Source organism: Polynucleobacter sp. MWH-CaK5, from assembly GCF_018687615.1.
Taxonomy (GTDB): domain Bacteria; phylum Pseudomonadota; class Gammaproteobacteria; order Burkholderiales; family Burkholderiaceae; genus Polynucleobacter.
Genome location: NZ_CP061299.1, coordinates 37,028 through 58,312, shown reverse-complemented (window position 1 = coordinate 58,312; position 21,285 = coordinate 37,028). Strand labels below are relative to the sequence as shown.

Below are 21,285 nucleotides of genomic sequence, written 5' to 3'. Positions count from 1 at the left end.
TGCGATGTTGTCGCGATATAACTAAAGAGCGCGGTGACGTGCAACATTCACGTCACCGTTTTCTGCAAAACTAATTAATCTAAAACTTTAGCAACAACACCAGCGCCTACAGTACGGCCACCTTCACGGATCGCAAAACGGAGACCTTCTTCCATCGCGATCGGAGCGATCAACTTAACTGTAATTGTCACGTTATCACCAGGCATCACCATCTCTTTGTCTTTCGGCAATTCGATTGAACCTGTTACGTCCGTTGTACGGAAGTAGAACTGTGGACGGTAGTTGTTGAAGAATGGTGTGTGACGACCACCTTCGTCTTTGCTCAACACATACACTTCAGCTGTGAAGTGTGTGTGTGGCGTAATAGAACCTGGCTTAGCCAATACTTGACCACGCTCAACTTCTTCACGCTTTGTACCGCGCAACAAGATACCCACGTTGTCACCAGCTTGACCTTGGTCTAACAACTTACGGAACATCTCAACGCCTGTACATGTTGTCTTCAATGTTGGCTTGATACCGATGATCTCGATCTCTTCACCAACCTTAACAATACCGCGCTCGATACGACCAGTCACAACTGTACCGCGACCAGAAATAGAGAACACATCTTCAACTGGCATCAAGAACGCGCCATCAACAGCACGCTCTGGTGTTGGAATGTATGTGTCCAATGCTTCAGCCAACTTCATGATGGCCTCTTCACCCAACGCACCTTTGTCGCCCTCAAGCGCCAACTTTGCTGAACCTTTAACGATTGGTGTGTCATCGCCTGGGAAGTCGTACTTAGACAACAGTTCGCGAACTTCCATTTCTACTAGCTCTAACAATTCTGCATCGTCAACCATGTCGCACTTGTTCATGAACACGATGATGTATGGAACACCAACCTGGCGTGCCAACAAGATGTGCTCACGTGTTTGTGGCATAGGACCGTCTGCAGCAGACACAACCAAAATAGCGCCGTCCATCTGAGCAGCACCAGTAATCATGTTCTTAACGTAGTCAGCGTGACCTGGGCAGTCAACGTGTGCGTAGTGACGGTTTGCTGTCTCGTACTCAACGTGCGCTGTATTAATCGTAATACCGCGTGCCTTCTCTTCTGGTGCAGCATCGATCTGGTCGTAAGCTTTTGCTTCGCCACCAAACTTCGCTGACAACACTGTAGCGATCGCTGCAGTCAATGTTGTTTTACCGTGGTCAACGTGACCAATTGTGCCTACGTTTACGTGCGGTTTTGTCCGCTCAAATTTCTCTTTTGCCATTTTTCAGCCTCTAATTCAAATAATTGTTAATTAAAATTACTTAGACTTTGCAGCAATCACTGCGTCAGCCACGTTCTTTGGAGCCTCAGAATAATGTTTGAATTCCATGGTGTATGTTGCACGACCTTGAGTCAATGAACGTAAACCTGTTGAATAACCAAACATCTCAGCCAAAGGCACTTCAGCGCGAACAATCTTGCCGCCGCCAGGAATGTCATCCATACCTTGCAAAATACCGCGACGTGAAGATAGGTCACCCATTACGTTACCCATGAAGTCTTCTGGAGTTTCAACTTCAACAGACATCATTGGCTCTAGCAATACTGGGCTAGCTCTGCGCATACCTTCTTTGAACGCCATTGAACCGGCCATTCTGAAAGCATTCTCGTTTGAGTCAACGTCATGGTATGAACCGAAGAACAATGTTGCTTTGATGTCGACCACTGGGTAACCAGCTAGCACACCATTGTTCAATGTTTCTTGAATACCTTTATCAACCGCTGGAATGTATTCACGAGGAACCACACCGCCCTTGATAGCGTCAACGAACTCAAAACCTTTACCTGGCTCTTGTGGCTCCAACTTCAACACAACGTGACCATACTGACCACGACCACCAGATTGCTTAACAAACTTACCTTCAACTTCTTCGCAAACCTTGCGGATTGTTTCGCGGTAGGCAACCTGTGGCTTACCAACAGTTGCTTCAACACCAAACTCACGCTTCATACGGTCAACCAAAATTTCCAAGTGCAACTCACCCATACCGGAAATAATTGTTTGGCCAGATTCTTCGTCAGTCTTAACGCGGAATGAAGGATCTTCTTGTGCTAAACGATTCAATGCCAAGCCCATCTTCTCTTGGTCAGCCTTTGTCTTTGGCTCAACCGCTTGAGAAATCACTGGCTCTGGGAACACCATGCGCTCCAAAACAATCACGCTGTCTGGATCACAAAGAGTTTCACCTGTTGTTGCTTCTTTCAAACCAACCGCAGCAGCGATATCGCCAGCATGAACTTCTTTAATTTCTTCACGTTGGTTAGCGTGCATCTGAAGAATACGACCTAGACGCTCTTTCTTACCTTTGATCGGGTTGTAAACAGTGTCACCTGATTTAACAACACCAGAATAAACGCGGAAGAAAATTAACTGACCAACGAATGGGTCTGTCATGATCTTGAATGCCAATGCAGAGAATTTCTCATCATCAGCAGCTCTACGCTCGCCTTGTGTGCCGTCTTCTAATTCGCCTGTTACAGGTGGAATGTCGATTGGTGAAGGCATGTAATCGATCACAGCATCCAACATCGCTTGAACGCCCTTGTTCTTAAATGCAGTACCGCACATCATTGGAACAATTTCGCTGGCAATCGTGCGAGCACGCAATGCTGTTTTGATTTCTTCTTCAGTTAACGCTTCGCCACCCAAATACTTATTCATCAAATCTTCTGATGACTCAGCAGCAGCTTCAACCATTTTCTCGCGCCACTCTTCAGCGCTGGCTTGCAATTCTGCAGGAATGTCTTCGTAAGTGAACTTAGTACCTTGTGATGCCTCATCCCAGAAGATAGCTTTCATCTTCACTAGGTCAACAACACCTTTGAAGTTTTCTTCTGCACCGATAGGAATCTGAACTGGAATTGGGTTTGCTTTCAAACGCAAACGCATTTGATCGTAAACCTTGAAAAAGTTTGCACCAGTACGGTCCATCTTGTTCACAAATGCTAAACGTGGAACTTTGTACTTGTTTGCTTGACGCCATACTGTTTCTGATTGTGGCTGAACACCACCCACAGCACAGTAAACCATGCAAGCACCGTCCAACACGCGCATTGAGCGCTCAACTTCGATAGTGAAGTCTACGTGACCCGGTGTGTCAATGATGTTAACGCGGTGCTCTGGATAGTTACCAGCCATACCCTTCCAGAAGGCTGTTGTAGCCGCTGAAGTAATGGTGATGCCGCGCTCTTGTTCTTGTTCCATCCAGTCCATGGTAGCTGCGCCATCATGAACTTCGCCAATCTTGTGATTAACGCCGGTATAAAACAAAATACGTTCTGTTGTTGTCGTTTTTCCTGCGTCAATGTGCGCAGAAATACCAATGTTACGATAACGCTCAATAGGGGTTTTACGTGCCACTTTATCCTCGTCTTTTCTGAGCTGTTAGAAACGGAAATGAGAGAAAGCTTTGTTAGCTTCTGCCATACGGTGAACTTCATCACGCTTCTTCATCGCACCGCCACGTCCTTCAGACGCTTCGATCAATTCATTAGCAAGACGCTGAGCCATTGATTTTTCGCCACGCTTCTTAGCTGCTTCACGCAACCAACGCATAGCCAAAGCCAAACGACGTGATGGACGTACCTCAACAGGCACCTGGTAGTTTGCACCACCAACACGACGGCTCTTCACCTCAACCACAGGCTTAACGTTGCCCATGGCGATTGAAAATACTTCTAGGGGTTCTTTGTTGGCTTTCTTTTCGATGTGCTCGAAAGCGCCATAAACGATACGTTCTGCAACGGATTTTTTACCATCCAACATCAAAACGTTCATGAATTTAGCAACTTCAACGTTTCCAAATTTTGGATCCGGAAGAATTTCACGCTTGGGTACTTCGCGACGACGCGGCATTACAACTCCTAATTTTATTCAGTTAGAGGACCATTCCTCAAAGTTACTCAACTAGATCACAATTGATCCGAAGTAACCACTTACTTAGCAAGCTCCAATTGAGCTTGCTACTTGCGTAAAAAAGCTATTAAGCTTTCTTAGCGCGCTTCGCACCATACTTGGAGCGAGATTGCTTACGGTCTTTAACGCCTTGCAAGTCAAGTGAACCACGCACGATGTGATAACGCACACCTGGCAAGTCTTTCACACGACCACCGCGGATAAGAACCACTGAGTGTTCCTGCAAGTTGTGGCCTTCACCACCAATGTAGGAAATCACTTCAAATCCATTAGTCAAGCGTACCTTGGCTACTTTACGCAAAGCCGAGTTAGGCTTTTTTGGAGTAGTTGTGTATACGCGAGTACATACGCCACGGCGCTGAGGACAGTTCTCAAGCGCAGGGCTCTTACTTTTTACGATCTCAGAAGTACGGGGACTTCTAAGTAATTGATTAATTGTTGGCATAGCTTACTTTCAAAGCAGAAAATTCTGCGGTTTGCGAAGAACTCAACATTCTAGACCGGTCAGCTCCTGCCGTCAAGACGGCAAAAGCTGACTTTTTAGGTCTATTTTGTCCTTTTTGGCCTTATTCAGCCTCTCCTGTAGGTTCTAAATCCACGATTTCTTCAGATTTAGCCTCTTCAGCAGCAATCATTTCCGCACGTTCACGGTCCAACTGTTCGCGTACTTTACGTGCACGACGGTAGGCCAAACCGGTACCGGCAGGAATGAGGCGCCCAATGATGACGTTTTCTTTGAGACCACGAAGCGTATCAACTTTGCCCATGATGGCGGCTTCAGTAAGAACTCTGGTTGTTTCCTGGAAGGAAGCAGCAGAAATGAAGCTGTCTGTAGACAATGATGCTTTTGTAATACCCAATAGAACGTTGTCATACAACGCTGGACGCTTACCTTCCGCAATCATGCGGTCGTTTTCATCCAACATATCTGATCGTTCAACTTGTTCACCAGTGATGAATTTCGTATCGGCTGCGTCGGTGATTTGAACGCGACGCAACATTTGACGAACAATCACTTCAATGTGCTTGTCGTTAATCTTCACGCCTTGCAAACGATAAACGTCTTGAACTTCATCAACGATGTAGGTTGCCAACTCTTCGATACCCTTCAAGCGAAGAATATCGTGTGGATCAGCAGGACCCTCAACAATCATTTCACCCTTGTTCACAACTTGACCGTCGTGAACCAAGATTTGCTTCTCTTTAGGGATCAAGAACTCATGAGATTCGCCGTCCATGTCTGTGATAACAAGACGTTGCTTACCTTTGGTTTCTTTACCGAAAGAAACTGTACCTGTTACTTTCGCCAAGATGGCTGCATCTTTTGGTGAACGAGCTTCGAATAGTTCTGCCACACGTGGCAAACCACCCGTGATGTCTCGTGTCTTTTGCGCTTCGATTGGAATACGCGCCAACACTTCACCAACGTGAACTGTTTGACCATCTTTCACAGTGATCAAAGCACCCACTTGTAAACCGATGGTTACTGGATGATCTGTACCAGCGATAAGAACTTCAGCGCCAGCTGCATCGTACAAGCGAATCATTGGGCGAACACCCTTTGCTGCTGCACTTCGACGCTTACCATCAATAACAACCAAAGTAGACAAGCCAGTTACTTCGTCAACCTGCTTAGCAACTGTCACACCTTCTTCAACGTTTTCAAAGCGAACCACGCCTGAGTACTCAGTAATGATTGGACGAGTCAACGGATCCCAAGTTGCCAAAGTTGCGCCGGCCTTGATAGTGGCACCTTCTTTAAGCGTCAACGTAGCACCGTAAGGAACCTTGTGACGCTCACGCTCACGACTATTGTCATCAGTGATCAACGCTTCGCCTGAACGTGAAATAACAATCTGCTCACCTTTAGCATTTGTTACAAAACGCATTGTTGGCGTGAAGCGCAAAATACCGTTTGATTTTGCTTCAACGTTATTCGCAACAGCAGCACGTGACGCAGCACCACCGATGTGGAATGTACGCATTGTTAACTGTGTGCCTGGCTCACCAATTGATTGAGCAGCGATCACACCAACTGCCTCACCAGAGTTCACCATCGTGCCACGACCTAAGTCACGGCCATAACACTTCGCGCATAAACCAAAACGTGTTGCACATGACAATGGCGTACGAACTTTAACTTCATCGATACCCAATGAGTCAATCAACTCAACGTCATCTTCAGTCAACATTGTGCCGTCAACGATGATAGTTTCTTGTGTGTCCGGATTAACAACATCACCGATACACACACGACCCAAGATACGATCGCTCAATGGCTCAATCACCTCGCCACCCTCAACCAAGGCCTTCATTGAAACGCCATTAGTTGTACCGCAATCATCATCAAGAACTACCAAGTCTTGAGTCACATCCACCAAACGACGAGTCAAGTAACCAGAGTTAGCTGTCTTCAAAGCAGTGTCAGCCAAACCTTTACGTGCACCGTGTGTTGAGATGAAGTACTGAAGAACGTTCAAGCCTTCACGGAAGTTAGCCGTAATCGGTGTTTCAATGATTGAGCCATCTGGCTTAGCCATCAAACCACGCATACCAGCCAACTGACGAATCTGAGCAGCAGAACCACGCGCACCAGAGTCAGCCATCATGTAAATAGCGTTGAAAGATTCTTGCTTAACTGTTTTACCGTGACGATCAACAACGTTTTCTTGAGACAACTGCTCCATCATGGCCTTACCGACCTGATCACCAGCAGCACCCCAAATATCAACCACGTTGTTATAACGCTCTTGGTTAGTTACCAAGCCTGACATAAATTGCTTGTCATACTCTTTAACTTTACCGGCCGCTTCAGAAATAATTGTTTCCTTCTGAGCAGGGATCAACATGTCGTCAATCGCAATGGAGATACCAGCACGAGTTGCCAAACGGAAACCAGACTGCAATAGTTTGTCAGCAAAAATTACTGTTTCTCTCAAACCGCAACGACGGAATGACAAGTTAATCAAGCGAGAAATTTCTTTCTTCTTAAGCGCTTTGTTAATGCTGTCAAATGACATGCCTTTAGGCAAAATCTCTGACAACATCGCACGACCCACTGTTGTGTGACGCAAAGTCACTTTCTTAGCAAAGCGTGCATCGCCTTCTGCTTCTTTATCAACCAAATCATATTCAGTGATACGAACTGCAATGCGAGTGGCCAACTCAACTTGCTTATTTTCATAAGCGCGAATCACTTCGCTGATATCGGCAAATGTCATACCTTCACCCTTGGCATTAATTGCCTCGCGTGTTGTGTAGTACAAGCCCAAAACGATATCTTGAGATGGAACAATTGAAGGTTCACCGTTGGCTGGGAACAAGATGTTGTTTGAAGCCAACATCAATGTGCGAGCCTCCATCTGAGCTTCCAAAGACAATGGAACGTGAACAGCCATTTGGTCACCGTCGAAGTCGGCGTTGAATGCCGCGCAAACAAGTGGGTGCAACTGAATAGCTTTACCTTCGATCAACATTGGCTCAAACGCTTGAATACCTAAGCGGTGCAATGTTGGCGCACGGTTCAACATCACTGGATGCTCGCGAATCACTTCTTCTAAGATGTCCCAAACGATTGGCGTTTGGTTCTCTACTTCTTTCTTAGCAGCTTTGATTGTTGTAGCAATGCCCAATGTTTCTAGTTTGTTAAAAATGAATGGCTTGAATAATTCAAGGGCCATCAATTTTGGCAAACCGCACTGATGTAACTTAAGTGTTGGACCAACCACGATCACTGAACGACCAGAGTAGTCAACGCGCTTACCTAACAAGTTTTGACGGAAACGGCCACCCTTACCTTTGATCATCTCTGCCAAAGACTTCAATGGACGCTTATTGGCACCAGTCATGGCTTTACCGCGACGACCGTTATCCAATAGTGAATCCACTGCTTCTTGTAGCATGCGCTTTTCGTTACGCACGATGATTTCTGGAGCGCGCAACTCTAACAAACGCTTCAAGCGGTTGTTACGGTTAATCACGCGACGATACAAATCGTTCAAGTCAGATGTTGCAAAACGACCGCCGTCCAATGGCACCAATGGGCGCAATTCAGGCGGCAATACTGGCAACACTTCCAAGATCATCCAGTCAGGCTTGATGCCAGAGCGCTGGAATGCCTCAAGCACTTTTAGACGCTTAGCAAACTTCTTAATTTTTGCTTCGCTGCCAGTTGCTTTCAAATCGGCACGCAACACTTCAACTTCACGATCGATGTCGATAGAGCGTAGTAACTCACGAACACCTTCAGCACCCATGATGGCCGTGAAAGCACCGTCACCAAACTCTTCTAACTTGGCGTAGTACTCGTCTTCAGACATGATCTGACCACGGCGCATTGCGCCTTCAGGTGTTAAGCCTGCATCAACAATCACATATGCTTCGAAGTACAAAACGCGCTCGATATCACGCAAGGTCATGTCCAAAACCATGCCCAAACGAGATGGCAATGATTTCAAGAACCAAATGTGCGCAACAGGAGCTGCTAATTCAATATGACCCATGCGCTCACGACGCACTTTGGCCAATGTCACTTCAACGCCGCACTTCTCGCAAATCACACCGCGATATTTGAGGCGCTTGTACTTACCGCATAAGCATTCGTAATCTTTGATTGGGCCAAAAATCTTGGCACAGAAAAGACCGTCGCGCTCAGGCTTGAAAGTACGATAGTTAATTGTTTCTGGTTTACGAACTTCACCAAAAGACCAAGAACGGATCTTTTCTGGTGAAGCTAAACCAATCTTAATGGCGTCAAACTGCTCTTCGCCATGCGTCTGCTTAAATAGATCTAGCAATGCTTTCATATTAGCTGCGCTCCATGTCGATATCGATACCTAACGAGCGGATTTCTTTTACCAGCACGTTAAAGGACTCAGGCATGCCAGCATCAATGCTGTGCTCACCCTTGACGATGTTTTCGTAAACTTTGGTTCTACCGTTAACGTCATCTGACTTAACTGTGAGCATTTCCTGCAACACATAAGATGCGCCGTAGGCTTCCAAAGCCCAAACTTCCATCTCACCGAAACGCTGGCCACCGAATTGAGCTTTACCGCCCAATGGCTGCTGCGTTACTAATGAGTAAGGGCCTGTAGAACGAGCGTGCATCTTGTCATCCACCAAGTGGTGAAGTTTCAAGACGTGCATCACACCAACTGTTACAGATCTTTCAAACGCTTCGCCTGTTCTTCCGTCAAACAAAGTGATCTGTTGACGTGAAGGAGTCATTGATAGATTCTTCGCAACTTCTGCTGGGTATGCCATTTCTAACATCTTGGCAATTTCACCTTCTGTTGCACCATCAAAGACTGGCGTTGCAAATGGAGCGCCGTCTCTTAAGTTGTTTGCCAACTCAAGAATTTGCTCATCTGTGAAGCTGTCTAAATCTTCTACACGACCAGTTTCGTTATAAAGCTGCTTCAAGAACTTACGCAATTGCTCTGCTTTCGCTTGAGCTTTTAGCATCTCTTGAATGCGCTTACCAATACCAAGCGCAGCCCATCCCAAGTGAACCTCTAGGATCTGTCCAACGTTCATACGTGATGGAACACCCAATGGGTTCAACACGATATCAACTGGTGAGCCATCAGCCATGTAAGGCATGTCTTCTACTGGAGTGATCTTTGAAACCACACCCTTGTTACCGTGACGACCAGCCATCTTGTCACCAGGCTGCAAGCGACGCTTAACCGCCAAGTAAACCTTGACCATCTTGATCACGCCTGGAGCCAACTCATCACCTTGAGTCAACTTCTTGCGCTTCTCTTCAAAGTCTTGATCGAACTGTGTGCGCTTAGCTTCAATAGCTTCTTTAATAGCTTCTAATTGAGCAGCAACATCTTCATCGGCTGGACGAATATCAAACCAGTGATATTTCTCAAGATCTGCCAAGTAATCCTTGGTGATCTTTGTACCTTTTGCCAACTTCTTAGGGCCGCCATTAGCTACCTTGTTAAGCAACAATTTTTCTAAACGACTGAATGCATCACCTTCAACGATGCGCAACTGGTCATTTAGATCCAAGCGATAACGCTTTAGCTCTTCATCAATGATTGATTGTGCACGCACGTCACGCTCAATACCTTCGCGTGTGAATACTTGCACGTCAATCACTGTACCTGTCATGCCTGAAGGCACGCGCAATGAAGTGTCTTTAACGTCGGATGCTTTTTCACCAAAAATGGCGCGCAAAAGTTTTTCTTCTGGGGTTAGCTGTGTTTCGCCTTTTGGCGTTACCTTACCAACCAATACGTCACCAGCTTCAACTTCAGCACCAATGTAAGTGATACCGCTGTCATCCAAACGGCTTAACTGTGTTTCAGCCAAGTTTGAGATGTCGCGTGTGATTTCTTCAGGGCCTAGTTTTGTGTCACGAGCAACTACAGATAATTCCTCGATGTGAATTGATGTGTAGCGATCATCAGCAACAACTTTTTCAGAGATCAAAATTGAGTCTTCGAAGTTGTAGCCGTTCCATGGCATAAATGCAACAACCATGTTTTGACCCAAAGCCAACTCACCCAAATCAGTTGATGCGCCATCAGCAATCACGTCGCCGCGATCAACAATGTCACCAACTTTAACGATTGGGCGCTGATTGATGTTTGTGTTTTGGTTTGAACGTGTGTACTTGATGAGGTTGTAAATATCAACACCCACTTCGCCAGCCGCAGTTTCTTCGTCATTCACACGAATCACGATACGGTTAGCATCGGCGTAATCAACCTTACCACCACGAGTTGCCATTACGACAGTGCCTGAGTCAACTGCCACTGTGCGCTCTAAGCCAGTACCTACCAATGGCTTCGTTGCGCGCAAACATGGTACCGCTTGACGTTGCATGTTCGCACCCATCAACGCACGGTTTGCGTCGTCGTGCTCTAAGAATGGAACAAGTGATGCAGCAGCAGAAACGATCTGGCTTGGCGCCACGTCAATGTACTGAATGCGCTCTGGGCTCACCATCATTGTTTCGCCAGCTTCACGTGATGAAACTAATTCATCCGTTAATTTGCCAGTTTTATCAATTGATGCGTTTGCCTGAGCAATCACGTATTTGGCTTCTTCAATAGCTGACAAATAATCAACTTGATCAGTTACCTTGCTATTAACAACTTTACGGTATGGTGTTTCCAAGAAACCATGCTCATTCAAGCGAGCAAACAAAGCCAAAGAGTTGATCAAACCAATGTTTGGACCCTCTGGTGTTTCAATCGGACATACACGACCATAGTGCGTTGGATGAACGTCGCGAACTTCGAAACCTGCACGCTCACGTGTCAAACCACCAGGGCCCAATGCTGAAATACGACGCTTGTGCGTGATCTCTGACAATGGGTTTGTCTGATCCATAAACTGTGACAATTGTGAAGAACCGAAGAACTCACGAATTGCTGAAGAAATTGGCTTGCTGTTAATCAAGTCATGAGGCATCAAGTTTTCTGTTTCAGCTTGACCCAAACGCTCTTTAACTGCGCGCTCTACACGTGACAAACCGGCGCGGAATTGGTTTTCTGCCAACTCACCAACGCAACGCACACGACGATTACCCAAGTGATCGATGTCGTCTACTTCGCCTTTACCGTTTCTTAAGTCAACCAATAACTTGATTGTGTCCAAGATGTCTTCGTTTGAAAGAACCATCAAACCTTCCATCACTGGACGATTTAAACGGCTATTTACTTTCATACGACCTACGCGTGAAAGATCATAGGTATCTTCGTTGTAGAACAATCTTTGGAACAAAGCTTCAACAGCATCTTCTGTTGGAGGCTCACCAGGACGCATCATGCGGTAAATCGCAATACGTGCAGCCATCTGATCAGCTGTTTCATCAATGCGCAATGTTTGCGAAATGAATGAGCCTTGATCTAGGTCGTTCGTGTAAATTGTTTGTAACTCTTTAACGCCAGCTTCTCTTAAGTTAGCCAAAAGAGTTTCTGTGATTTCTTCGTTTGCTGTTGCAAGAACTTCACCTGTGTCGCCATCAACGATGTTTTTAGCAACAACGCGGCCAATCAAATAATCATCAGGAACATTGATGGTTGTTGTTTTAACTGCCTCAAGATCACGAATGTTTTTAGCATTGATACGCTTGTCTTTTGCAATAACAACATTGCCAGCTTTATCAGTGATATCAAATCTTGCAACTTCACCTTTTAAGCGCTCGGCAACAAAGTTCATTTGTGCGCCAGTAGCTTGTAGCTTGAAGTTATCAAAGCCGAAGAAGTTTTCTAGAATTTGCTCATCGTTCATGCCAATTGCTTTAAGCAAAATAGTTACTGGCATCTTGCGACGACGGTCAATACGGAAATACAAAATATCTTTTGGATCAAACTCGAAGTCTAACCATGAACCACGGTAAGGAATCACGCGAGCAGAGAACAATAATTTTCCTGAGCTGTGAGTCTTGCCTTTGTCGTGTTCAAAGAACACGCCTGGCGAACGATGCAACTGAGAAACAATCACACGCTCTGTACCATTGATCACGAATGAGCCTGTATCAGTCATCAAAGGAATTTCACCCATGTAGACTTCTTGCTCTTTTACTTCTTTTACTTTTGTTGGCGCTTCGCGATCATTGATGATCAAGCGAACTTTGGCGCGCAAGGCAGAATGGAATGTCAAACCACGTTGTTGACATTCTTTAACGTCAAACGGTGGAGTTGAAAGGTTGTACTGAACGAATTCCATGCGAGCGAAACCATTGTTCGACACGATAGGGAATATTGAAGTGAATGCTGATTGCAAGCCTTCATTTAAACGGTCAGCAGGGCCTCTTGATTCTTGCAAGAATTTTGCATAAGACTCAAGTTGCGTTGTCAACAAGTAAGGTACTTGGTGATTATTAGGGCGCTTAGCGAAGCTTTTACGGATACGCTTGCGTTCGGTGAAACTATATGACATGTCATCTCCGAATTTAAGCGACTGAGCAGAGATTTGGTGATTGGCCTCTACCAATCGTGGCTGACGGTGTGCGTGTGCACAACCCGACCAAACTTGCCTTCTGCAGTCGTATCAGAAGGCAAACCAGATACCAAACTTTTTTAATATCTGGTTTGCCTTCTAAGCAAACCGGGCAGCATCGCTGCCCTATCAAACCAATTACTTAAGTTCGACCTTAGCGCCAGCTTCTTCAAGCTTCTTCTTAGCGTCTTCAGCAGATGCTTTATCAACACCTTCTTTAACTGGTTTTGGTGCGCCATCAACTAAGTCTTTAGCTTCTTTCAAGCCAAGACCAGTGATTTCGCGAACAGCTTTAATCACGCTCACTTTGTTTGCGCCGGCTTCAGCCAACACAACTGTGAACTCTGATTGCTCAGCAGCAGCGGCACCAGCACCACCACCTGCACCAGGAGCAGCAACAGCCATTGCAGCTGCTGATACACCAAATTTTTCTTCAAATGCTTTAACTAGATCGTTCAAGTCCATTACAGACATATTGCCAACGGCTTCTAGAATGTCGTCTTTAGTAACTGCCATTTTTAAAACTCCTAATTCAAATTTCTTTAGTTAATTAAAGTGAGACTGCTATTACGCAGCTTCTTTAGCTTTCTTTTCTGCAACCGCTGCCAATACGCGAGCCGCACCAGATACTGGGGCTTGCATAACGCCAAGTAACATTGCGATAAGTTCATTGCGACCTGGAATAGATGCCAATGCTTTTACAGCTGCTGCATCCATTACCTTGCCGTTGTATGAACCCGCTTTGATTACTAAAGCTGCTTGCGTCTTTGAAAAGTCGTTTAAAACTTTTGCTGACGCAACTGGGTCTGCGGAGATACCGTAAATAAGCGGACCAGCCATTTCACCGGCCAATGATTCGAATGACGTTCCTTGAACTGCAAGGCGTGCCAAAGTGTTCTTCATAACGCGAAGGTAAACACCGTTTGCACGAGCTTGAGCTCTTAGAGTAGTCAGTTCGCCCACTGGAATACCGCGGTATTCAGCTAGCACCATGGTTTGAGCTTGTGCAACTTCTGCACTTACCTCGGCCACGACCGCCTTTTTGTCTTCCATATTTAAAGGCACTGTTTAACTCCTATTAACCTAACTGTTGCCAATTAGGGGTTGCACACAGGCGAAATCTTTTCAGGATCGCCATCTGCGCTGGCACTATTTCTAGTATTAAGAGTTATCTCTAACTCACCAACGGTCTTTGATGTTCAAGCAAAGGTTGCCCTCTGCTTGACCCAAAGTTCTTTTGTTAGCTGCTAATTAAGCAGCCAATGAGTTTTGGTCAACGCGTACACCAGCACCCATGGTGCTGCTGACGGCAACTTTTCTCAAATAAATACCCTTACTAGCTGCTGGCTTTGCTTTTGTTAAAGCATCCAACAAAGCTACTAAGTTGTTTTTCAATGCGCCTGGCTCAAATGAACGACGACCGATTGTTGCGTGAACGATACCGGCTTTATCTACACGGAATTGAACCTGACCTGCTTTAGCATTTTTAACTGCGCCAGCAACGTCTGGGCTCACTGTGCCAACCTTCGGGTTAGGCATCAAGCCTCTTGGTCCCAAGATCTGACCCAATGTACCAACAATGCGCATTGCATCTGGAGATGCGATCAAAATATCAAAATCAATTTTGCCGCCTTTGATTTGGTCAGCTAAATCTTCCATGCCAACAATTTCTGCACCAGCGGCTTTAGCTTGTTCAGCTTTTTCACCTTGAGCAAAAACCGCCACACGCACTGACTTACCAGTACCTTCAGGCAACACAACTGAACCACGAACAACTTGGTCAGATTTTTTAGCGTCAATACCAAGCTGAACAGCAACGTCGATAGACTCATCGAACTTAGCTGTTGCAAATTCTTTAACAAGGCTCAATGCCTCATCAATAGGGTAAAACTTATTACGGTCTACTTTTGCTTGAAAAGCAGCTACGCGTTTAGAAACTTTAGCCATGATTAGAGTCCTTCCACAGTGATACCCATAGAGCGGGCGCTACCAGCGATTGTGCGAACAGCTGCATCCATATCAGCGGCTGTTAGGTCAGGCATTTTTGCCTTTGCAATTTCCTCAGCTTGAGCGCGAGTAATTTTGCCAACCTTGTCTGTATGTGGACGTGGAGAACCTTTTTCCAACTTAGCAGCTTTTTTAATCAACACTGTTGCTGGAGGAGTCTTCATCACGAATGTGAAGCTCTTGTCTGCAAACGCTGTGATCACTACTGGAATTGGTAAACCTGGTTCCATGCTTTGTGTTTGAGCATTGAACGCTTTACAGAATTCCATGATGTTCAAACCGCGTTGACCTAACGCAGGACCAACTGGTGGCGATGGATTCGCTTTACCGGCTGGGATTTGTAGCTTAATAAAGCCAATAATCTTCTTTGCCATTTTTATACTCCAATAATGGTGCACCTATAAAAGACCACCGTTGAGTAAAACGCCTTGTTAGAGCGGCAACCCTAACTCAGCTCCTCATACAAACCTGTTTGCACAGGTCTGTAAATCTTTACATCTTTTCTACCTGACCGAACTCTAGCTCTACAGGTGTGCCACGACCGAAGATTGTTACTGAAACTCTCAAGCGAGACTTCTCATAGTTAACTTCTTCAACGTTGCCATTAAAGTCTGTGAATGGACCTTCTTTAACGCGGACCATTTCACCCACTTCAAATAATGTTTTTGGTTTTGGCTTATCAACACCAGCCTGCATTTGGTCCATGATTTTTTGAACTTCAGCAGGTGAAATCGGTGATGGTTTATTTCTAACGCCACCAACGAAACCAGTAACTTTCGGTGTGTTTTTCACCAAGTGCCAAGTCTCATCAGTCATTTCCATTTCGATGAGAACATAGCCAGGGAAAAAGCGACGCTCAGAAACAGCCTTTTGGCCACTCTTGATCTCAACAACTTCCTCTGACGGCACTAAAATTTTTCCAAACTTATCTGCCATGCCAGAACGCGCAATGCGCTCTGTCAAACCTTTTTGCACACTCTTCTCCATACCAGAGTAAGCGTGAATCACATACCAACGCATATTGCCTGTGGATTGTGGATTGATGATTGCTTGTTCAGACATCTTTTACTCACTTCCAACCGAGGAATACAGAGAAAACTAACCACTCAATGAGTTTGTCAGCTGCCCACAAGAACAAAGACATAACAACAACAAATGCAAAAACAATCAATGTCATCTGCGTTGTTTCTTTACGACTTGGCCACACAACTTTTTTTGCCTCAGCCACCGATTCTTTTGCGTAAGCAAAAAAGCGCTTACCATCTGAAGACATTGCCGCAATAACAATTGCCACAGCAAAACCACCAAGCAGCGCCGCTAAGCGAACCCAGATAGTTTGACCGGCAAGCATGTAATATGCGACCAAAGAAAGAATAACAATAAGACCGGCCAGGATAGTCATCCAGCCGGTTTTATTTTCTTGTTCTACAGATGTTTGCGCCATATTTTTCAGTTTGCTGTGGCAGGGGCGGAGGGCATCGAACCCCCAACCTTCGGTTTTGGAGACCGACACTCTGCCAATTGAGCTACGCCCCTTACGTTCATTAATCTAAAACTTTAGCAACAACACCAGCACCTACAGTACGGCCACCTTCACGGATCGCAAAACGGAGACCTTCTTCCATCGCGATCGGAGCGATCAACTTAACTGTAATTGTCACGTTATCACCAGGCATCACCATCTCTTTGTCTTTCGGCAATTCGATTGAACCTGTTACGTCCGTTGTACGGAAGTAGAACTGTGGACGGTAGTTGTTGAAGAATGGTGTGTGACGACCACCTTCGTCTTTGCTCAACACATACACTTCAGCTGTGAAGTGTGTGTGTGGCGTAATAGAACCTGGCTTAGCCAATACTTGACCACGCTCAACTTCTTCACGCTTTGTACCGCGCAACAAGATACCCACGTTGTCACCAGCTTGACCTTGGTCTAACAACTTACGGAACATCTCAACGCCTGTACATGTTGTCTTCAATGTTGGCTTGATACCGATGATTTCGATCTCTTCACCAACCTTAACAATACCGCGCTCGATACGACCAGTCACAACTGTACCGCGACCAGAAATAGAGAACACGTCTTCAACTGGCATCAAGAACGCGCCATCAACAGCACGCTCTGGTGTTGGAATGTATGTGTCCAATGCTTCAGCCAACTTCATGATGGCTTCTTCACCCAAGGCACCTTTGTCGCCCTCAAGCGCCAACTTTGCTGAACCTTTAACGATTGGTGTGTCATCGCCTGGGAAGTCGTACTTAGACAACAGTTCGCGAACTTCCATTTCTACTAGCTCTAACAATTCTGCATCGTCAACCATGTCGCACTTGTTCATGAACACGATGATGTATGGAACACCAACCTGGCGTGCCAACAAGATGTGCTCACGTGTTTGTGGCATAGGACCGTCTGCAGCAGACACCACCAAAATAGCGCCGTCCATCTGAGCAGCACCAGTGATCATGTTCTTAACGTAGTCAGCGTGACCTGGGCAGTCAACGTGTGCGTAGTGACGGTTTGCTGTCTCGTACTCAACGTGCGCTGTATTAATCGTAATACCGCGTGCCTTCTCTTCTGGTGCAGCATCGATCTGGTCGTAAGCTTTTGCTTCGCCACCAAACTTCGCTGACAACACTGTAGCGATCGCTGCAGTCAATGTTGTTTTACCGTGGTCAACGTGACCAATTGTGCCTACGTTTACGTGCGGTTTTGTCCGCTCAAATTTCTCTTTTGCCATTTTTCAGCCTCAATAAAATGAATACAAAACTCTGGTGCTCATGGGCAGGATCGAACTGCCGACCTCTCCCTTACCAAGGGAGTGCTCTACCACTGAGCCACATGAGCAAACTAATGCCACACCTACTGGAGCGGGTAGAGGGAGTCGAACCCTCGTCTCTAGCTTGGAAGGCTAGGGTAATAGCCGTTATACGACACCCGCCAGGCACTTCACTTACCCACAACTACAAACTCTTACTGCACTGCTACACCATAAAACTAATGGTGGGGAGGGATGGATTCGAACCAACGTAGGCGTAAGCCAACAGATTTACAGTCTGCCCCCTTTAGCCACTCGGGCACCTCCCCGTGAACCGCATATTATTACTTAAATCAACTACTTTTGTCAATCATCTGCTCTTAAATCTGAGCAGTAAAACAGAAAGCAAAACGCCCAGATCTTGTCGATCTGGGCGTTTCTTAAAGGTGCCTGGCAATTACCTACTTTCACACGGGTAATCCGCACTATCATCGGCGTAGAGTCGTTTCACGGTCCTGTTCGGGATGGGAAGGGGTGGTTCCAACTCGCTATTGTCGCCAGGCATAGAGGGTAGGTTGTCTGTTTTTCAACAAACAACCAAATTCGAGTAAGCAATTGGGAGTGACCGATCAAAAACGGCACTACATATTCGCACAAATGTGCTTGTTATAGGATCAAGCCTAACGGGCAATTAGTATCAGTTAGCTTAACGCATTACTGCGCTTCCACACCTGACCTATCAACGTCGTGGTCTTCAACGACCCTTTATGGAGGTTAAACCTCCGGGAAATCTCATCTTCAGGCAAGTTTCCCGCTTAGATGCTTTCAGCGGTTATCTCTTCCGTACATAGCTACCCTGCGATGCTTCTGGCGAAACAACAGGTACACCAGCGGTACGTCCACTCCGGTCCTCTCGTACTAGGAGCAGCCCCCGTCAAATTTCCAACGCCCACGGCAGATAGGGACCAAACTGTCTCACGACGTTTTAAACCCAGCTCACGTACCTCTTTAAATGGCGAACAGCCATACCCTTGGGACCGGCTACAGCCCCAGGATGAGATGAGCCGACATCGAGGTGCCAAACACCGCCGTCGATATGAACTCTTGGGCGGTATCAGCCTGTTATCCCCAGAGTACCTTTTATCCGTTGAGCGATGGCCCTTCCATACAGAACCACCGGATCACTATGACCTGCTTTCGCACCTGCTCGACTTGTCGGTCTCGCAGTTAAGCACGCTTTTGCCATTGCACTTTAGGCACGATGTCCGACCGTACCAAGCGTACCTTCGTACTCCTCCGTTACACTTTGGGAGGAGACCGCCCCAGTCAAACTGCCTACCATGCACTGTCCCCGACCCAGATAATGGGACAAGGTTAGAACCTCAAACAAACCAGGGTGGTATTTCAAGGACGGCTCCATCAGAACTAGCATCCTGATATCAACGCCTCCCACCTATCCTACACAGATCGGTTCAAAGTCCAATGCAAAGCTACAGTAAAGGTTCATGGGGTCTTTCCGTCTAGCCGCGGGTAGATTGCATCATCACAAACATTTCAACTTCGCTGAGTCTCAGGAGGAGACAGTGTGGCCATCGTTACGCCATTCGTGCAGGTCGGAACTTACCCGACAAGGAATTTCGCTACCTTAGGACCGTTATAGTTACGGCCGCCGTTTACTGGGACTTCAATCAAGAGCTTGCACCCCATCATTTAATCTTCCAGCACCGGGCAGGCGTCACACCCTATACGTCCACTTTCGTGTTTGCAGAGTGCTGTGTTTTTATTAAACAGTCGCAGCCACCATTTTATTGCAACCCTTTTGCCCTTCTGTTGTTCACAGTCAAGCTACTTGGGCGTACCTTATCCCGAAGTTACGGTACCAATTTGCCGAGTTCCTTCTCCTGAGTTCTCTCAAGCGCCTTAGAATACTCATCTCGCCCACCTGTGTCGGTTTGCGGTACGGTCTTGTTAAACTGAAGCTTAGAGGCTTTTCTTGGAACCACTTCCGATTGCTTCGCGAATAAATTCGCTCGCCTCACACCCTTGAATTACGCTAGCGGATTTGCCTACTAGCCTTCTCCAATGCAAGGACCGGGACATCCAACACCCGGACAACCTTCCGCGATCCGTCCCCCCATCGCATTTAACAATGGTACAGGAATATTAACCTGTTTCCCATCAGCTACGCATCTCTGCCTCGCCTTAGGGGCCGACTCACCCTGTTCCGATGAACGTTGAACAGGAAACCTTGGGCTTACGGCGAGGGGGCTTTTCACCCCCTTTATCGCTACTCATGTCAGCATTCGCACTTCTGATACCTCCAGCATGGTTCACACCACACCTTCACAGGCTTACAGAACGCTCTCCTACCATCACTTACGTGATCCACAGCTTCGGTAACTGGCTTAGCCCCGTTACATCTTCCGCGCAGGACGACTCGATCAGTGAGCTATTACGCTTTCTTTAAAGGATGGCTGCTTCTAAGCCAACCTCCTGACTGTTTTAGCCTTCCCACTTCGTTTCCCACTTAGCCCGTTTTAGGGACCTTAGCTGGTGGTCTGGGTTGTTTCCCTCTTGACGGCGGACGTTAGCACCCGTCGTCTGTCTCCCGTGCTCGCACTCTTCGGTATTCGGAGTTTGCTATGGCGCAGTAATCCGCAATGGACCCCACTACCATGACAGTGCTCTACCCCCGAAGGTGATACACGAGGCACTACCTAAATAGTTTTCGGAGAGAACCAGCTATTTCCAGTTTTGTTTAGCCTTTCACCCCTATCCACAGCTCATCCCCTAACTTTTCAACGTTAGTGGGTTCGGTCCTCCAGTACGTGTTACCGCACCTTCAACCTGGCCATGGATAGATCAACTGGTTTCGGGTCTACACCCAGCAACTAGCGCCCTATTCGGACTCGCTTTCGCTACGCCTCCCCTATACGGTTAAGCTTGCTACTGAATGTAAGTCGCTGACCCATTATACAAAAGGTACGCAGTCACCCCTTACGAGGCTCCTACTGTTTGTATGCATGCAGTTTCAGGATCTATTTCACTCCCCTCCCGGGGTTCTTTTCGCCTTTCCCTCACGGTACTTGTTCACTATCGGTCGATTACGAGTATTTAGCCTTGGAGGATGGTCCCCCCATATTCAGACAGGATTTCACGTGTCCCGCCCTACTTGTCTCTAGCTTAGTTCGATTAATCGGTTTTCCCATACGGGGCTATCACCCTTTATTGCCGGACTTTCCATTCCGTTCTGATAACAGACTAATTAATACTAGAAGGCTCTTCCCATTTCGCTCGCCACTACTTTGGGAATCTCGGTTGATGTCTTTTCCTCTGGCTACTTAGATGTTTCAGTTCACCAGGTTCGCTTCTCGTAACCTATGTATTCAGTTACGGATACCTCAAAAGAGGTGGGTTTCCCCATTCAGAAATCTACGGATCAAAGCTTATTTGACAACTCCCCGTAGCTTATCGCAGTCTATAACGTCTTTCGTCGCCTGTAATCGCCAAGGCATCCACCACATGCACTTATTCGCTTGATCCTATAACGAGCACCATTGGTACAAGTTATAAGTTCTTCTCTATATTACTAACTACTT

Annotated in this window: 13 protein-coding genes, 4 tRNA genes and 2 rRNA genes; all 19 read right to left on the bottom strand. The window is 46.5% G+C overall.

Annotated elements, in window-relative coordinates; genetic code table 11:
- Positions 1–74: 74 nt before the first annotated feature.
- Positions 75–1,265, bottom strand: a complete 1,191-nt coding sequence (gene tuf / locus GQ367_RS00280) for an elongation factor Tu (RefSeq protein ID WP_215290576.1) — start codon at positions 1,263–1,265, stop codon at positions 75–77.
- 36 nt (positions 1,266–1,301) lie between these two features.
- On the bottom strand, positions 1,302–3,404 hold the full coding sequence (fusA, locus tag GQ367_RS00275) for an elongation factor G (protein WP_215290582.1): 2,103 nt from the start codon (positions 3,402–3,404) through the stop codon (positions 1,302–1,304).
- Positions 3,405–3,428: 24 nt separating this feature from the next.
- Entirely contained in the window at positions 3,429–3,899 is a 471-nt protein-coding gene (gene rpsG / locus GQ367_RS00270) for a 30S ribosomal protein S7 (protein ID WP_089514988.1), read from the bottom strand.
- Positions 3,900–4,026: 127 nt separating this feature from the next.
- Positions 4,027–4,404: a 30S ribosomal protein S12 gene (gene rpsL / locus GQ367_RS00265; protein WP_215287687.1), complete on the bottom strand. Its 378-nt coding sequence runs from the start codon at positions 4,402–4,404 to the stop codon at positions 4,027–4,029.
- A gap of 121 nt (positions 4,405–4,525) precedes the next feature.
- The gene (gene rpoC / locus GQ367_RS00260) at positions 4,526–8,764 is read right to left on the bottom strand and encodes a DNA-directed RNA polymerase subunit beta' (RefSeq protein WP_215290581.1); all 4,239 of its coding nucleotides are present in this window, start codon (positions 8,762–8,764) and stop codon (positions 4,526–4,528) included.
- Position 8,765: 1 nt separating this feature from the next.
- The gene (rpoB, locus tag GQ367_RS00255; protein ID WP_215290580.1) at positions 8,766–12,866 is read right to left on the bottom strand and encodes a DNA-directed RNA polymerase subunit beta; all 4,101 of its coding nucleotides are present in this window, start codon (positions 12,864–12,866) and stop codon (positions 8,766–8,768) included.
- Between the two features lie 198 nt (positions 12,867–13,064).
- On the bottom strand, positions 13,065–13,442 hold the full coding sequence (gene rplL, locus GQ367_RS00250; protein WP_215290579.1) for a 50S ribosomal protein L7/L12: 378 nt from the start codon (positions 13,440–13,442) through the stop codon (positions 13,065–13,067).
- A 51-nt stretch (positions 13,443–13,493) separates the two neighbouring features.
- Positions 13,494–13,991, bottom strand: a complete 498-nt coding sequence (rplJ, locus tag GQ367_RS00245) for a 50S ribosomal protein L10 (protein ID WP_215290578.1) — start codon at positions 13,989–13,991, stop codon at positions 13,494–13,496.
- A 186-nt stretch (positions 13,992–14,177) separates the two neighbouring features.
- Positions 14,178–14,873 (bottom strand): 50S ribosomal protein L1, encoded by a 696-nt coding sequence (gene rplA / locus GQ367_RS00240; protein ID WP_089514982.1) that lies wholly within the window; start codon positions 14,871–14,873, stop codon positions 14,178–14,180.
- Between the two features lie 2 nt (positions 14,874–14,875).
- Entirely contained in the window at positions 14,876–15,307 is a 432-nt protein-coding gene (gene rplK / locus GQ367_RS00235) for a 50S ribosomal protein L11 (protein WP_089514981.1), read from the bottom strand.
- A 118-nt stretch (positions 15,308–15,425) separates the two neighbouring features.
- On the bottom strand, positions 15,426–15,995 hold the full coding sequence (gene nusG / locus GQ367_RS00230; protein ID WP_089514980.1) for a transcription termination/antitermination protein NusG: 570 nt from the start codon (positions 15,993–15,995) through the stop codon (positions 15,426–15,428).
- Between the two features lie 7 nt (positions 15,996–16,002).
- The gene (secE, locus tag GQ367_RS00225) at positions 16,003–16,377 is read right to left on the bottom strand and encodes a preprotein translocase subunit SecE (RefSeq protein ID WP_215290577.1); all 375 of its coding nucleotides are present in this window, start codon (positions 16,375–16,377) and stop codon (positions 16,003–16,005) included.
- Between the two features lie 16 nt (positions 16,378–16,393).
- Positions 16,394–16,469: transfer RNA gene (locus GQ367_RS00220), tRNA-Trp, on the bottom strand.
- Between the two features lie 8 nt (positions 16,470–16,477).
- Complete coding sequence (gene tuf / locus GQ367_RS00215) at positions 16,478–17,668, bottom strand: elongation factor Tu (RefSeq protein ID WP_215290576.1); 1,191 nt, start codon at positions 17,666–17,668, stop codon at positions 16,478–16,480.
- Positions 17,669–17,700: 32 nt separating this feature from the next.
- Positions 17,701–17,775 (bottom strand) — tRNA-Thr (locus GQ367_RS00210).
- A 19-nt stretch (positions 17,776–17,794) separates the two neighbouring features.
- Positions 17,795–17,869 (bottom strand) — tRNA-Gly (locus tag GQ367_RS00205).
- Between the two features lie 60 nt (positions 17,870–17,929).
- Positions 17,930–18,015: transfer RNA gene (locus GQ367_RS00200), tRNA-Tyr, on the bottom strand.
- Between the two features lie 119 nt (positions 18,016–18,134).
- Positions 18,135–18,248 (bottom strand): 5S ribosomal RNA (rrf, locus tag GQ367_RS00195).
- A 108-nt stretch (positions 18,249–18,356) separates the two neighbouring features.
- Positions 18,357–21,228, bottom strand: a 23S ribosomal RNA gene (locus GQ367_RS00190).
- Positions 21,229–21,285 lie beyond the last annotated feature (57 nt).